Source organism: Polaribacter atrinae (genome assembly GCF_038023995.1).
Classification (GTDB): Bacteria; Bacteroidota; Bacteroidia; order Flavobacteriales; family Flavobacteriaceae; genus Polaribacter; species Polaribacter atrinae.
Map to the genome: position 1 here is coordinate 1958580 of NZ_CP150660.1, position 15122 is coordinate 1973701.

At 30.3% G+C, this 15122-nt stretch carries 14 protein-coding genes; 4 read left to right on the plus strand and 10 right to left on the minus strand.

The window, feature by feature from the left end:
• Positions 1–2: 2 nt before the first annotated feature.
• The 8 genes from WG945_RS08585 to rplU all read right to left on the minus strand — a co-directional run bounded on the left by WG945_RS08585 (position 3) and on the right by rplU (position 6056).
• Complete coding sequence (locus WG945_RS08585; RefSeq protein ID WP_068447029.1) at positions 3–311, minus strand: four helix bundle protein; 309 nt, start codon at positions 309–311, stop codon at positions 3–5.
• A gap of 95 nt (positions 312–406) precedes the next feature.
• A complete protein-coding gene (locus tag WG945_RS08590; RefSeq protein WP_068447032.1) occupies positions 407–1594 on the minus strand; it encodes a molybdopterin molybdotransferase MoeA in 1188 nt (395 codons plus the stop codon).
• An 89-nt stretch (positions 1595–1683) separates the two neighbouring features.
• Positions 1684–2676 carry a GTP 3',8-cyclase MoaA gene (gene moaA, locus WG945_RS08595; protein ID WP_082864125.1) on the minus strand — a complete coding sequence of 331 codons (993 nt, stop codon included), beginning with the start codon at positions 2674–2676 and terminating at the stop codon, positions 1684–1686.
• Entirely contained in the window at positions 2677–3090 is a 414-nt protein-coding gene (locus WG945_RS08600) for a YeeE/YedE thiosulfate transporter family protein (protein ID WP_068447034.1), read from the minus strand.
• A gap of 91 nt (positions 3091–3181) precedes the next feature.
• A complete protein-coding gene (locus WG945_RS08605) occupies positions 3182–3739 on the minus strand; it encodes a YeeE/YedE family protein (RefSeq protein ID WP_068447200.1) in 558 nt (185 codons plus the stop codon).
• Positions 3740–3804: 65 nt separating this feature from the next.
• Positions 3805–5037, minus strand: a complete 1233-nt coding sequence (locus WG945_RS08610) for a 3-deoxy-D-manno-octulosonic acid transferase (RefSeq protein ID WP_068447035.1) — start codon at positions 5035–5037, stop codon at positions 3805–3807.
• A 94-nt stretch (positions 5038–5131) separates the two neighbouring features.
• Positions 5132–5392, minus strand: coding sequence for a 50S ribosomal protein L27 (gene rpmA / locus WG945_RS08615; protein WP_036824185.1), 261 nt, complete (start codon positions 5390–5392; stop codon positions 5132–5134).
• Between the two features lie 40 nt (positions 5393–5432).
• Positions 5433–6056, minus strand: a complete 624-nt coding sequence (gene rplU / locus WG945_RS08620; protein WP_068447037.1) for a 50S ribosomal protein L21 — start codon at positions 6054–6056, stop codon at positions 5433–5435.
• Between the two features lie 265 nt (positions 6057–6321).
• Between rplU and WG945_RS08625 the strand changes: the two genes are divergently transcribed.
• The 3 genes from WG945_RS08625 (at position 6322) to WG945_RS08635 (ending at position 10329) form a co-directional block, all read left to right on the plus strand.
• Positions 6322–7632, plus strand: coding sequence for a M16 family metallopeptidase (locus WG945_RS08625; RefSeq protein WP_068447038.1), 1311 nt, complete (start codon positions 6322–6324; stop codon positions 7630–7632).
• Between the two features lie 19 nt (positions 7633–7651).
• A complete protein-coding gene (locus WG945_RS08630; RefSeq protein ID WP_068447039.1) occupies positions 7652–9700 on the plus strand; it encodes a M16 family metallopeptidase in 2049 nt (682 codons plus the stop codon).
• Positions 9701–9840: 140 nt separating this feature from the next.
• Positions 9841–10329 (plus strand): cation transporter, encoded by a 489-nt coding sequence (locus WG945_RS08635; RefSeq protein ID WP_068447042.1) that lies wholly within the window; start codon positions 9841–9843, stop codon positions 10327–10329.
• 71 nt (positions 10330–10400) lie between these two features.
• On the opposite strand, the gene WG945_RS08640 is transcribed toward WG945_RS08635, so the two are convergent.
• Complete coding sequence (locus WG945_RS08640; protein ID WP_068447044.1) at positions 10401–11942, minus strand: glycine--tRNA ligase; 1542 nt, start codon at positions 11940–11942, stop codon at positions 10401–10403.
• Positions 11943–12012: 70 nt separating this feature from the next.
• Here WG945_RS08640 and WG945_RS08645 point away from each other — a divergent pair, with 70 nt between their 5' ends.
• Positions 12013–14529 carry a DUF2569 family protein gene (locus WG945_RS08645; protein ID WP_068447046.1) on the plus strand — a complete coding sequence of 839 codons (2517 nt, stop codon included), beginning with the start codon at positions 12013–12015 and terminating at the stop codon, positions 14527–14529.
• Between the two features lie 4 nt (positions 14530–14533).
• Here the strand turns inward: WG945_RS08645 and WG945_RS08650 are convergent, their stop codons facing one another.
• Positions 14534–15097 (minus strand): class I SAM-dependent methyltransferase, encoded by a 564-nt coding sequence (locus WG945_RS08650; protein ID WP_068447047.1) that lies wholly within the window; start codon positions 15095–15097, stop codon positions 14534–14536.
• Positions 15098–15122 lie beyond the last annotated feature (25 nt).

The window sequence follows — 15122 nt, forward strand, 5'->3', positions numbered from 1 at the left end:
GATTAGCTTTTAGTTAGATTCTGTTGAGATGTTTTAACAATTGATGTTAATATTCGTATCAATTCATCAATATTTAAAATTAATGAATCAACACCAATACTCGTTATCTCACTTTCTTTTAATAATCGCAACCAATATTTAGTTTCCCTCGCTTCTTTTGATGAAATAGACATTTTTGCAGTAAAGTCTCTCTTACTTTGCCCTGCTAAAGCTTCTTCTATATTTGCACCAATTGATGTTCCACTTCTCAAAATTTGATTTGAAATTACAAATTCTCTTTCTTGTTGTAATTTTTTATATAAAGAAATTATTTTTAATGAAAATTCAAAGCTTTTTTTTTAACGATACTTTCTTTCATAACTATATTTTAAACTTAACACTCAAAACTAAACATTTAAAATTATAATTAGCGATAGCGAATTACTTTATAAACTTCTCCTTTTTTAAATTCAACTTTATCATTTGGTAACTGAATAAAAGCATCTGTTTTTACCAAGCTTGCTAAATCTCCAGAACCGTTTCCTGTAATTGGAGTTGCTATTAAATCTCCCAAAACTGAATTTAATTTTACTTGTAAAAAGTATGTTAAATTAGGTTTAAAAATAACATCGTCGGATAAAATTGCTGTTTCTTGTTCAACTTCTAAACCTACTGATTTATAATACCAAGGATAAAAATATGCCAAACAGTTTACAAAAGTAGAAATCGGGTTTCCAGGAAAACCAAAGACATTACATTCATCTGTTTTTCCATAAAAGAAAGGTTTCCCTGGTCGTTGTGTAATTTTATGAAACAGTTTCTCTACTCCTAATTCATCAAAAACTTCTGGTAAAAAATCATACTTCCCTTTACTTACCGCCCCACTAAAAAGCAATACATCATATTCTTGTAAATAGTTTTCGATTTTCGATTTTAAAACAGGTTTATCATCTGTAATATGTGCCGTTTCAGAAGGGATATTCAGTCTCTCTAACAAAGACACTAAAGTAAACACGTTACTTCTTCTAATCTGATGTGCTTGCGGAATTTCATCTACGCCAACCAATTCATCACCCGTAGAAACAATCATTACTTTTGGTTGTTTTGCAACTTTTACAAAAGATTTACCAACAGTTGCTAGCACGCCTATTTCTGCTGCATATATCTTGGTGTTTTCTTCAATTAATAAATCGCCAACTTTACCATCTTTCCCTTTTGCATGCACATTCTGAGCATCATTTATTACATCAACACTAATCGTTGCAATTCCATTTTTTATGGTAACATCTTCATACCTAATAACAATATTGGCATTGTTTGGTAAAACTGCCCCTGTCATTACTTCTATACAAGTCTCTGAATTATTTAACGAAATTTGCTCGCTTCCTGCAGCTTGAATCCCCTCAATTTTAAAAGCCCGTTGTCCATTTTTAAATGAAGTATAATCAATAGTGATTCCATCCATAGAAACTCTATTAAATGGCGGAAAATCTCTATCGGCAAGAATTTTTTCTTTTAGAATTCTACCTACAGATTTTATAAACGGAACCTCTTCAATTCCAAAATCTCGACTTGAATTTAAAACAGTTTCTAAAGCTTTTTCTACTGAAATCATTTGTATAAAATGTGTAATTGTTTATTTGTGTAATCGTGTAATTATTCAAGCGTTTTCCACAATTAAACAATTACAAGATTATACTTTTACTATCCTCCAATTGTACTCATACTTTCAGAAGCGCCACCATCTTTTCTATTTGCTTCTGCTATAAAACCATTTTCTGGCTTCTGTTTTACCAAACCTAAAAAAAGTTCTTTTAAATCGTCATTAGATGCGCCCTCTCTTATAAAATCTCTCAAATTAAAAACACCGGCATCAAACAAACAATTTTTAAAAGTTCCGGTAGATGTTATTCTAATTCTATTACAATCATTGCAAATAGTTCTTGTAAAAGCAGGTATAATTCCAAAAGTACCAACATGATTATCTATTTGGTAATTTCTAGAAGTTGATGATTTTTCAGACTGAATTTCATTTACATTAAACGCCGTTTTTACCTCATTTAAAATCTTATTAAAAGTCCAGTTTTCTTTCATTTCTCGTTGCCCTTTTCCATTAAAAGGCATTTCTTCAATAAAACGAACAGCAACATTTTTATCCTTTGTTAATCTTACAAAGTCTACAATTTCATCGGTATTAAAACCTGATTGCACTACTACATTTAACTTTAAATCTAAACTACTTTTCTCTAGTAATTCAAAGGTTTTATAAACTTCAGGAAAAACATCTCTTCTTGTAATTTTCGCAAACTTTTCTCGATCTAAACTATCAATACTTAAATTGATTTTTTTTACTTTTTCTAATTGTTCAATCTTAGAAATATGATGAGAAATTAACGCACCATTTGTAGTAATATTAATTTCATCTAATAAATCATTAAAAGACAACATCTCTAAAAACCCAACAAAATCTTTACGTACAAAAGGTTCTCCACCTGTTAAACGCACTTTATCAACACCCAATTCTGTTAACACTCTAATTAAGCGATACATTTCTTTAAAGGTTAATAACTCTTGTCTTGGTACAATATCTATTCCGTGAGCAGGCATACAATATTGGCATCGCAAGTTACAGCGATCTGTAACTGCTAATCGAACATATTCCATTTGACGACCAAAATTGTCTAGTAACTTGCTCATTTAGTTGGGTAGTTTTTTACTTAAAAGTCCATAAATAAACGCACCTAAAAGTGCACCTACTAATAAAATTAAAGCCGGAATTAATTTAAAGCCAAGAATTACAAAAATAGGTGCAGCACAAGCTCCAGATATCCCCCAACCTAAGCCAAAAAATGTTCCTCCTAAAATAGTGCTAACAAAACCTTTTTTCTTTGGTTTTGGAACGATTTTATTTCCGTTAATATCTTTTATTTTGCCACTTTTAAACAACTGCATAAAAACCATTGAAATTACAACGGCTCCTCCGATAATTCCAAACATATGAAAAGATTGAAACTTAAACATTTCGTAAAATCGATACCAAGAAATGGCTTCACTTTTACTCAATACAATGGCAAAAAAGATTCCTAATAGTAAGAATTTGATGTTTTTCATTTTGAATATATTTTAAATTTTCAATTAACTTCTCTACTGCGCTCGAAGAGAAAAATTGAACATAATTATTTTTTTTAATGCCAATTATAGGCTAAAATAACATTGGAATTATAAACCAGGTAGCAATCATTCCACCAATAAAAAAACCAATTACTGCTAACAAAGACGGTAATTCTAAATTACTTAAACCTGTAATTGCATGACCAGAAGTACAACCACCTGCATAACGCGTTCCAAAACCAACAAAGATTCCTGATACCAAAAGAATTAAAAATCCTTTGATTGACAAGAATGATTCTGCTCCAAAAATTTCGTCAGGAAAATATTGATTCCCAACATTCGAAAACCCTAATTCTGTAAGTTCTTTAACCGTTGTAGGATTCAAATCTACTGTTTGATTCGGAATTAAATACTTAGCAGAAATAACACCTCCAATAATTAACCCAACCACAAACATTAATGCAAAATCTCGGTCCTTCCAATCTTTCTTAAAATAGTCTGAAACTTTACCGGCTCCAGCCATTGTACAAAGCGTTTCAAAATTTGTAGAAGCACCAAAATTTCTACCAAAATAGAAATACAATAAAAGCGAAATTGCTATTAACGGTCCTCCAACATACCAAGCCCAAGGTTGTAATATAAAATCCATAATTTCTTTCATTTTTTCTCGATACGATTCTGATAAAAATCAAAATCAATCGAACTGATATTCATTTAAAGTGTATCCTCTAAATAATTCATAATTAATTTTGTAGCCTTAAGGTTATCTGCAATATATCTTTTATTGATAACTCCCGTTAACTTTCTAAAATTCTCATCTTCTTTTAGGTTGATGAAATTCGTTGTAAATTCTTCTTGGTTTTTAATAGAAATGCAACCTCCTATTTTAACCAAATCTACGGCTTCTTTAAATTTGTCGTATTTATCTCCAATCACTACAGGAATTCCGAAAGTTGCGGGTTCTAAAATATTATGTAAACCTGTTTTTAAACCTCCACCAACATACGCAAGATCTGCAGCTGCATATATTTTGGTTAAAATTCCAATTGTATCAATAATAAAAACGCTGTACTCTGATAAATTTTTATCAGCTTTAGCTGAATATAAAACAGTTTTTTTGTTGATAGATTTCTGCAGTTCTAAAATTGCTTCTTGTTTAATATTGTGAGGCGCAATAATAAACTTCTCATCTTCGGATGCATTATTATTGATGTAATTTACCAACAACGCTTCATCTTCTTGCCACGTACTGCCTGCCACAACAGTATATTTACCGTCTTTAAACTGGTTGATAAAATCTAGAGAGTTATCTTGTTCTAAAATCTTAGAAACTCTATCAAAACGAGTATCACCAGCAACAGTTACATTATTAAAATTAATTGAGCTTAGTAATTTTTTGGAGTTTTCATCCTGCACAAAAAAGTGATGGAAAGCTTTTAATGAATCTCTCATAAAACCACCATAACTTTTAAAGAAGAGTTGTTTTTCTCTTAAAATACCTGAAACTAAAATGGTAGGAATTTCTTTTCGTTTTAATTCGTTTAAAAGATTTGGCCAAAATTCATACTTTATAAAAACTGCCAATTTAGGATTTACAGTTTCAATAAACTTTTTGGCATTCGATTTTGAATCTAAAGGCAAATAACAAACCACATCTGCTAAGTTGTAATTCTTTCTAATTTCATAACCAGATGGAGAAAAGAAAGTAACTAAAATTTTATAGGTAGGATAATTAGCCTTTATTTCTTCTATAATAGGTCTTGCTTGCTCAAACTCCCCTAAAGAAGCTGCATGAAACCAAATAGTTTCAGAATTCTTTAATGCAGCTATTTTAGAAAAAGTTTCTTTTCTGCCAGCTACAAAAAGCTTTATTTTCTTACTGAACATTGCCACCAACGGCAATAAAACAGAGGCTTTAAAAACGAGTATATTGTATAAAAATTTCATTAATGTAAAAGTACAAATTCAACCTAAATTAGAAGCATAAAAAAACGCTCAAACAGAATTGTTTGAGCGTTTTAATTATAATAGTCTTAATTTCTTAAACTTCAAAAGGAGTTATAGAAACATAAGATCTGTTATCTTTTTTCTTACGGAATTCTACAACACCGTCAACCTTTGCATGTAAAGTATGATCTTTACCCATGTAAACGTTTTCTCCTGGATTGTGAGTTGTTCCTCTTTGACGAACAATAATGTTCCCTGCAATTGCAGCTTGTCCACCAAATATTTTTACACCTAGACGTTTCGATTCTGATTCTCTACCATTCTTCGAACTACCTACACCTTTTTTATGTGCCATGTTATTGAGTTTTTATAGGTTAAAGTTAAATTATTAGGAATTATTTTTCAATACCTCCGTCTAATCTATCTTGTAATTCTTTTAATTCATCCCACTTACCTTCTGCAGCTAAACCAGCTTGTTTAGGCCAAGTAGTTGTTACGATATGAGATAATCTAGAACTAGCTTCTGTTAAGATTTCACTCAATTTTGCTGGATCTGCTTTTGCTACTTTTGCAAAAGTATCTAATCCTGCACCTACTAAAGCTTCAGCAGCTTTAGGTCCAGCACCTTCAATTTTCTTTAAGTCGTCTGCTTTAGCAGATTTCTTTGGAGCAGCTTTAGTTGCCTTTGGAGCAGCTTTTTTACTACCTGAAGCAGCAATAGATTCGATAAGAATCTCGCTTAAAAATTGTCTGTGTCCGTTTTTCTTAATGTACCCTTTTCTTCTTTTCTTCTTGAAAACGATTACTTTATCACCTTTTAAGTGACTTAAAATTTGAGCTGTTACTGAAGCTCCTTCTATAGCTGGGGCGCCAATTGTTACATTACCTTTTTCATCAAGTAAAAGAACGTTATCAAAAGTAACTTTTGATCCTACTTCTCCTTGTAAACGGTGAACGTATACTTTTTGGTCTTTTGCAACTTTAAACTGCTGCCCTGCCATCTCTACGATTGCGTACATACTATTTGTTTTGCGTTTATTACTAATTAGTTTGCATAATTCTAATGAAAATGCGGGTGCAAATATACATCTTTTTTAATACGCTGCAATATCTTTTAATAAAAAATAATCACATCAAAATCAAGTAAATAAAACCTTATTCACTAAAAATTCTATAATTAAATTTTTATTTTTGGTAAATCTATAAAATGTTTGAATAAATACTGTAACATATTTAAGGTGCCAGCGTCAAACAAACATCAATTAATAACTTAAAAATTAATACATGAAGAAAAGTATTTTATCTCTTACTTCTGCTTTTTTAGTAGCATTTTCTTTAAACGCTCAAAAAGTAGAATTCGAAGAGTATGACTTAAATAACGGAATGCACGTTATTTTACACCAAGACACATCTGCTCCTGTAGTTACTACTGCAGTAATGTACCATGTTGGAGCAAAGGACGAACAACCAGACAGAACTGGTATGGCTCACTTTTTTGAACATTTATTATTTGAAGGCACAAAAAACATTGATAAAGGTGAGTGGTTTAAAATAGTTGCAGCAAACGGTGGAAAAAACAATGCAAACACTACCGATGATAGAACTTACTATTATGAAATATTTCCTTCTAACAATCTAGAATTAGGTTTATGGATGGAGTCTGAGCGTTTATTACATCCAATTATTGGTCAAGAAGGTGTAGACACTCAAAATGAAGTTGTAAAAGAAGAAAAAAGATTAAGAGTAGATAACCAACCTTATTCTCGTTTTTTAGAATATGTAAAAAAAGAAATCTTTAAAAAACACCCATATAAAGGAACAACAATTGGTGAAATGAAGCATTTAGACGATGCTACTTTAGAAGAATTTTTAGCATTTAATAAAAAGTTTTATGTACCAAACAACGCTACTTTAGTTGTTGCAGGTGATATTGACATTGCAAATGCAAAAAGTTTAATTGAAGCTTATTTTGGACCAATTCCTCGTGGAGCAGATATTGAAAGAACTATAATAGAAGAAGAGCCAATTACTGCACCAATAGCAGCAAAAGGTTACGATCCTAACATTCAAATTCCAGCGATTATGACAGCCTACAGAACTCCGTCTATGAAAACAAAAGATTCTAGAGTATTAGATATGATTTCTTCTTATTTAAGTACTGGAAAAAGTTCTGTATTATATAAAAAGTTAGTAGATACTAAAAAAATGGCACTACAAGCTGGCGCAATCAATTTAAGTCAAGAAGATTACGGAACATATATTATTTATGGTTTACCACAAGGTGAAACTAAATTAACAGACATTGTTACAGAAATTGATGAAGAAATTTTAAAGCTACAAACAGAGTTAATTTCAGAAAAAACATACCAAAAACTTCAAAATCAATTCGAAAATCAATTTGTAAATTCTAACTCTAGTGTAGAGGGAATTGCAAACTCTTTAGCACGATACAATGTATTATACGGAGATACAAATCTAATTAATACAGAAATTGAAATTTATCGTTCTATTACTCGTGAAGATATTAAGGAAGTAGCTAAAAAATATCTAAACCCAAACCAAAGAGTAACTTTAGAATATTTACCTAAAAAATAATTAACAAAAGACATATACAATGAAAAAACAGATAATATCACTTATCGCACTTATAGCAATGTCTTTTGCTACAACTGCACAAATAGATAGAAGCCAACAACCTAAACCAGGACCAGCACCAAAGGTTCAATTAGGTAAATCAGAAAAATTTACTTTATCAAATGGCTTACAAGTAATTATGGTAGAAAACCATAAATTACCTAGAGCATCTGCTAGTTTAACGATAGACAACAACCCTGTTGTAGAAGGAGACAAAGCAGGAGTTTCTAGCATAATGGGAAGTTTATTAGGAAGAGGAACAAAAAACATCACCAAAGATGAATTTAATGAGAAAGTAGATTTCTTAGGAGCTGGAGTTAATTTTTATAGTTCTGGTGCTTCTGCAAGGTCTTTAACAAAATATTTCCCAGAAGTATTGGCTTTAATGGCAGACGGAGTTAAAAATTCTCAATTTACACAAGAAGAATTCGATAAAGAAATTAAAATTACTTTAGACGGATTAAAATCTGATGAAAAGAACGTTACCAGTACTGCAAGAAGAGTAGAAAGTGCTTTATTGTATGGTAAAAATCATCCTTATGGAGAGTTTATTTCTAAAGAAACTTTAAACAATATCACTTTAGAAGATGTTAAAAACAACTACAATACTTATTACAAGCCAAACAATGCTTATTTAATTATTGTTGGAGACATCAACACAAAAGCGACTAAAAAATTAGTAAAAAGTTTATTCAAGAAATGGGAAAAAAGTGATATTCCAGAAGTTGCTTTCAAAAAACCAGAAAACGTTTCTAAAACAGAAATCAATTTTATCAATATGCCAAACGCAGTGCAATCAGAAGTTGTAATTGCTAACAATATCGATTTAAAATTAGGTGACAAAGATTATTATGCAGCTTTATTAGCTAGTAATATTCTTGGTGGTGGCGGAACTGCTCGTTTATTTATGAATTTACGTGAAGACAAAGGATATACTTATGGCTCTTACTCTAGCGTTAGACAAAGTAAAATTGCAGCAACTTTTAGAGCATCAGCTAGTGTACGTAATAGTGTTACAGACAGTTCTATAGTAGAAATTAAAAAAGAAATCGATAAAATTCGTACAGAAAAAGTTACTGAAGAAGAATTAAAAAATGCAAAAGCACAATATGTTGGTAACTTCGTTATGGATGTACAAAAACCAGCTACTGCTGCTAGTTTTGCTTTAAATATTGCACGTTATAATTTACCTACAGATTTTTACGAAAACTATTTATCTAATATAAATTCAGTAACTCTAGAAGATGTTCAAAATGCAGCTTTAAAATACTTTAAAAGTGATCAAGCTCGTATAATTGTTACAGGTAAAGCTATTGATGTATTAGATAACTTAGAAAAAACAGGGTATACCATTAACTACTTTGACAAAAATGGAGACCCTACAGAAAAACCAGAAATGACTATTGCAATTCCAGAAGGAGTTACTGCAAGTACTGTTGTAGATGCATATATTAATGCTATCGGAGGAGAAGATAAATTAACAGCAGTTAAATCTATTTCAATCACCTCTGCTGCAAAAGTACAAGGAATGGATATTTCTTTAGTAAGAAAAGCCGCTACACCTAATAAAAGTGTTGTTACTGTTTCTGGAATGGGACAAGTTTTACAAAAAATAGTTTTTGATGGTGAAACAGGATACCAAGAAGCACAAGGTAGAAAAAAGGAAATGACTGCAGAAGAAATTACCAAAGCAAAAGCTAAAAATGCAATTACAGAAGAATTAGCTTATAAAGACGGTGAACTTTTAAGAATAGAACCATTAGAAGGTACCAAGGCTTACGTTATTAAATATGATGATAAAGAAATATTTTTTGATGTAAAATCTGGATTAAAATTACAAGAAGTTCAAGTTGTAAAAACACCAGATGGAAAAGAAGTAAGAGTACCATCTACTTTTTCTAATTACAAAGAAGTAAAAGGTGTTAAATTTCCATTTTCAATGGGACAAAAAATGGGTCCAATGGATATAAAATTTGAAGTAACAGAAATTAAAATTAACGAAGGTGTTACCGACGAAGATTTTAAATAAGTTACTTTAAAAAAGTATAAAAGGTTGAAGGCTTCGGTTTTCAACCTTTTTTTATGTAAAATAAGTACAAAACTCGATAAATATTTAAAAGTCAACCCTTTTATTAATAAATTTGTAGCATAATTTTATAACTTACAATAATGAAAATTCAAAAAATATTATTTGCTATCGCAATTGCTTGTTTGGTAATAACAGGATGTAAAAGCGAAGCAAAAAAAGAAAAATTAGCAGTAAAAAAAGAAAATGTTTCTTTAGCCATTTCTGGTATGACCTGCGAAATTGGTTGTGCAAAAATTATTCAATCTAAATTATCTAAAAAAGAAGGTGTTATAGATGCCAAGGTTGTTTTTACAGATAGTATTGCAAACATTCAGTTTGATGCGAATACAACCTCTAAAGAAGACCTAGTTGCATTTGTTGGTGGTATTGCTGGCGGAGAACTTTACAAAGCTTCTATTGCTCCTGAAAAAGTAGCACATACTTGTACAGAAATCTGTAAAGATACTTGCCAAAATAAAACAACTACTTTAGAAACAGAAAAAGCATGTTGCTCTGTAAATGAAGACGGAACAACCTTTTGTAAAGAAGACTGTAAAATGGCTTGTTGCGCTGATAAAAAAGCGGCATAACATTTATATTTTAAAAGCAAAAAAAAGCTGAATCTCAAATGAGATTCAGCTTTTTTTGCTTTTAAAACTAATTACATTTTCTGTAACCAAGTTTTTACGTCTACTTCTGCTTTTATAATTTCTTTTAAATCTGCAATAGCAACTCTTTTCTGTTCCATTGTATCTCTATGTCTAATAGTAACACATTTATCTTCTAAAGTATCATGATCTACCGTAATACAAAACGGTGTTCCCGCTGCATCCTGACGTCTGTAACGTTTACCAACAGCATCTTTTTCATCGTAAAACACGTTGAAATCCCATTTTAAATCATCCATAATTTCACGAGCAACTTCTGGCAAACCATCCTTTTTAACTAAAGGAAAAATAGCCGCTTTAAAAGGTGCTAAAACTGCAGGTAATTTTAAAACTGTTCTTGTTGTTCCATTTTCTAACGCTTCCTCTTGTAACGAATTGGAAAAAACAGCTAAAAACATTCTATCTAAACCAATAGAAGTTTCTACAACATAAGGTGTGTAACTTTTATTTTCTTCATGATCAAAATACTGTAATTTCTTACCAGAAAATTTTTCATGTGCTTTTAAATCGAAATCTGTACGAGAATGAATTCCTTCTAACTCTTTAAATCCGAATGGGAAGTTAAACTCAATATCTGCTGCTGCATCTGCGTAATGTGCTAATTTATCATGATCATGAAAACGGTAGTTCTCTGCTCCCATTCCTAAAGATAAATGCCATTTTAAACGCGTTTCTTTCCAAGCATCATACCATTCTTTTTGAGTTCCTGGTTTTACAAAAAATTGCATTTCCATTTGTTCAAACTCACGCATTCTAAAAATAAACTGTCTTGCCACAATCTCGTTTCTAAATGCTTTACCCGTTTGCGCAATACCAAAAGGAATTTTCATTCTTCCAGTTTTTTGCACGTTTAAGAAATTTACAAAAATTCCTTGTGCAGTTTCTGGTCTTAAATATAAATCCATTGCAGTTTCTGCAGAAGCACCTAATTTAGTACCAAACATTAAATTAAACTGTTTTACATCCGTCCAATTTCTAGAACCTGTTAAAGGATCTGCAATTTCTAATTCTTCAATTAATAACTTTACATCGGCTAAATCTTCTTTTTCTAAAGAAGCACCCATTCTTGCTAAAATTGTATTTATTTTTTCTTGATAACCAAGAACACGTCCGTTGGTTGCAACAAATTCTTCTTTATTAAAAGCTTCACCAAAACGCTTTTCTGCTTTAGCAACTTCTTTATTTATTTTCCCTTCTATTTTAGCACAGTATTCTTCAATTAAAACATCGGCTCTGTAGCGTTTTTTAGAATCTTTATTATCAATTAAAGGATCGTTAAAAGCATCTACATGCCCAGAAGCTTTCCAAGTTGTAGGGTGCATTAAAATAGAAGCATCTATACCCACAATATTATCGTGCATTTGCACCATTGCTTTCCACCAATAATCTCTAATATTTTTCTTTAGCTCAACTCCGTTTTGAGCATAATCGTAAACCGCACTTAATCCATCATATATTTCAGAAGACTGAAAAACATAACCATATTCTTTAGCGTGCGATAATACTTTCTTAAATTGATCTTCTTGTTTTGCCATGCAGCAAAAATAAATTAATTATATTAATTTTTAATATATTAAAAATTACTTTTGTTAAAACTTTTATAACATGTTAAAAAACCTTTTTACGGTTGTTTTCTCTTTTTTATTTATCTCTTTAAATTTTGCTCAGATTAAAAAAATTACAACCCCTAATTGGGTTGAAATGCAAACGTATGCAAGCGAGCCAAAAATTGATTTTGATGAAGTAACACAAGGAACTTTAATTCTTTTATACGACCAACAAACAGAAGTAGATAAAGAAGAAAATTATTTTAAAGTTGTAACTAAAATAACCGAAAATGTTGGTATTCAAGAAGCATCGAGTATTAATGTTTCTTTTGACCCAAGTTATCAAAAACTTAGTTTCCATGAAATTAACATTGTTAGAAATGGCAAAATTATTAGCAAACTTAACACCTCAGAATTTCAAACAATAAGACAAGAGTTAGATGCAGAAAATTATATTTATGACGGTAGTCTTTCTGCAATAACACATATAAGCGATGTAAGAGTTGGAGATATTATTGAGTATAGTTTTACACGCAAAGGCTACAACCCTATTCATAAAGATTATTTTGCTGAGTATTATAATTTAAACAACTCTCATCCGATAGGTAAAATAAATGTAAAAATTACCTCCAAAAACAAACTTGAAGTAAAATCGATTAAAAACAAATTAAAGTTTGATGAAGCTTTTGATAACAATAAATACACTTATTCTTTATTAGAAGAAAATATTAACGCTACACATTTTGAAGACAACACACCTTTGTGGTATTTAGATGCAAACTTTATAGAAATAGGGAATTACAAATCTTGGGAGAATTTAATTGATTGGGGTACTCAACTCTTTAAAGTTAGAGATAACCTATCTAGTAGTTTGTTAAAAAAAATTAATGTAATTGATAAAGAAAATACCTCTAAAGGACAAAAAATAGCAGCGGCATTACAATTTGTACAAGATGAAGTGAGATATTTAGGATTAGAAAATGGTATTAGTGCCTACAAACCTTCTTCTCCAAACAAAGTTTTTAAGCAACGGTTTGGAGATTGCAAAGACAAAAGTCTCTTATTAGTAACAATACTTAATCGAATGAACATTGAGGCATATCCTGTTTTAGTGAGCACGTATCTAAAAAAAACAGTCACCAATTTATTGCCAAATCCTGCTCATTTTAATCATTGTGTTGTTAAAGTTATTGATGAAAATAAAGGGGAATATTGGTATGACCCAACAATTACAAATCAGGGTGGTACTTTTAATAAAGTTGTTTTTCCTGATTATAGATTTGGGTTAGTTCTTAAAAAAGGAAATAAAGACCTCGAAGAAATTTTTCCGTTTGCAGACAATACAATCGACATAACAGATCATTATATTTTAAGTGAAGTTGGCAAAGGCGCAACCTTAAAAATAACAAGTGTTTATAGTGAAGCCGAGGCAGATAATATTCGTTTTTATTTTAAAAACAATAGTATTATCAATATCCAAAAAGAATTTGAAAAATTTTATTCAGATTATCATGCTAACATTAAAAGTTTAGGCAAACCAGAATATACAGACAATCTTAAAACCAACACATTTACAATAAATGAAACTTATAAGATTGATAGTATTTGGGAACCTTCATATTTAGAAAACCATATAGGAATCGACTTTTCTCCGTATACAATAACAAATGTACTTTCAATGCCTTCTAAAATTGAAAGAAAAACACCTTTCGAGCTCTCTTACCCTATTACAAGAAGCCATACTATTAATGTAGAGTTGCCAGAAGCGTGGAACGTAAATGAAGATAATTTTAATATTAGTACTCCTAATATTTTTTACGATTTTGATGTGCTTTATAATAAATCTGAAAATTTATTAACCCTAAAACATCTTCTTAAAATACAAAAAGACTTTGTAAGTGTAGCCGAATTCCCTGGGTTTTACAATGACTTAAAAAAACTAGATAATGAATTAAATTACAACATTTCCTATAACAAAGGAGGCAATACAACCTCCACTGGTTCAGTATTAAAATACTTAGGTATTTTTATGTTTATCTGTTTTTTACTATTTTTCACTTGGTTAGCTTTTAAATTGTACCAATACAATATAACACCAAAGATTGAATCTTATTATGAAGAAAACAAACCTATTGGCGGTTGGTTAATTTTAATTGGAATTGGACTCTGTATCTCACCAATAAGAGTTTTTATGGATTTATTGTCTACAGAAATATATTTATCTGGAGATTGGTTAGTGTATTTTAGTAGTGAAGACTTTAGTATTTCTATAGGACTATTATTAATTATTGAAACGTTATTTAACGCAGCAGTTTTAGTGTTCTTACCGTTAATTATTGTTTTATTCCTAAAAAAGAGAAGCAGTTTTCCTAAAGTATATGCAACCTTTTTAATCGTTTATTTAGTCTTTATTTTAAGTGATTCTTTCTTAGCATCCGCCTTAACAGAGACTGATGGTTTAACAGGTCTTGAAGAAAAACAATTACTAAAAACCTTTATTTCTACAGGTATCATTGTTCCTTACTTACTACTCTCAGAAAGAGTAAAAGAAACCTTTTTAAAAAGCTATCAATAAAAATTTAACCTACTTTTTTACAGTGATAAACAAATGCTGGAGGGAAGTTTAAGGGTTCGAAACCTAAAGATATAGATTGATTAAACACATTTTTAAGTTTATTAAAATACGTTAAACTATACTGAAACTGAATGAAGGTGCCATTATTTTCTAGAACATGAAAAGATTTCTCTAAAATTTCATCTGTAACTTCCTCTGGAATTATAGTTAACGGCAAGCTAGAAATAATATGACAAGTTTTATTAAAGTTTAGTTTTTTTAATTCTTCTTCAATTTTTTCTGCAGAAGATTTGACAACAACTAGTTGTTTGTTTTTTATTTCTGATAGTTGTTTATAAAAATTATCATTAATTTCAAAACAGATTAAAGTGGCATTTGCAGGTAATTTTTCTAAAATAAGTTTGGTTATTGCACCATTTCCTGGACCAAACTCGACCAAAACTTCTACTTTAGAAAAATCTATTTTTCTTAACATTCTTTCCGCTAAAAATCGCGAACTAGGAGTTATGGTTCCTAATGTTTTTAGATTTTTAAACGACTCTTTTAAAAAATTTATCCTGTTAATCAAATCTTGTTCTTAAATTATATTATTA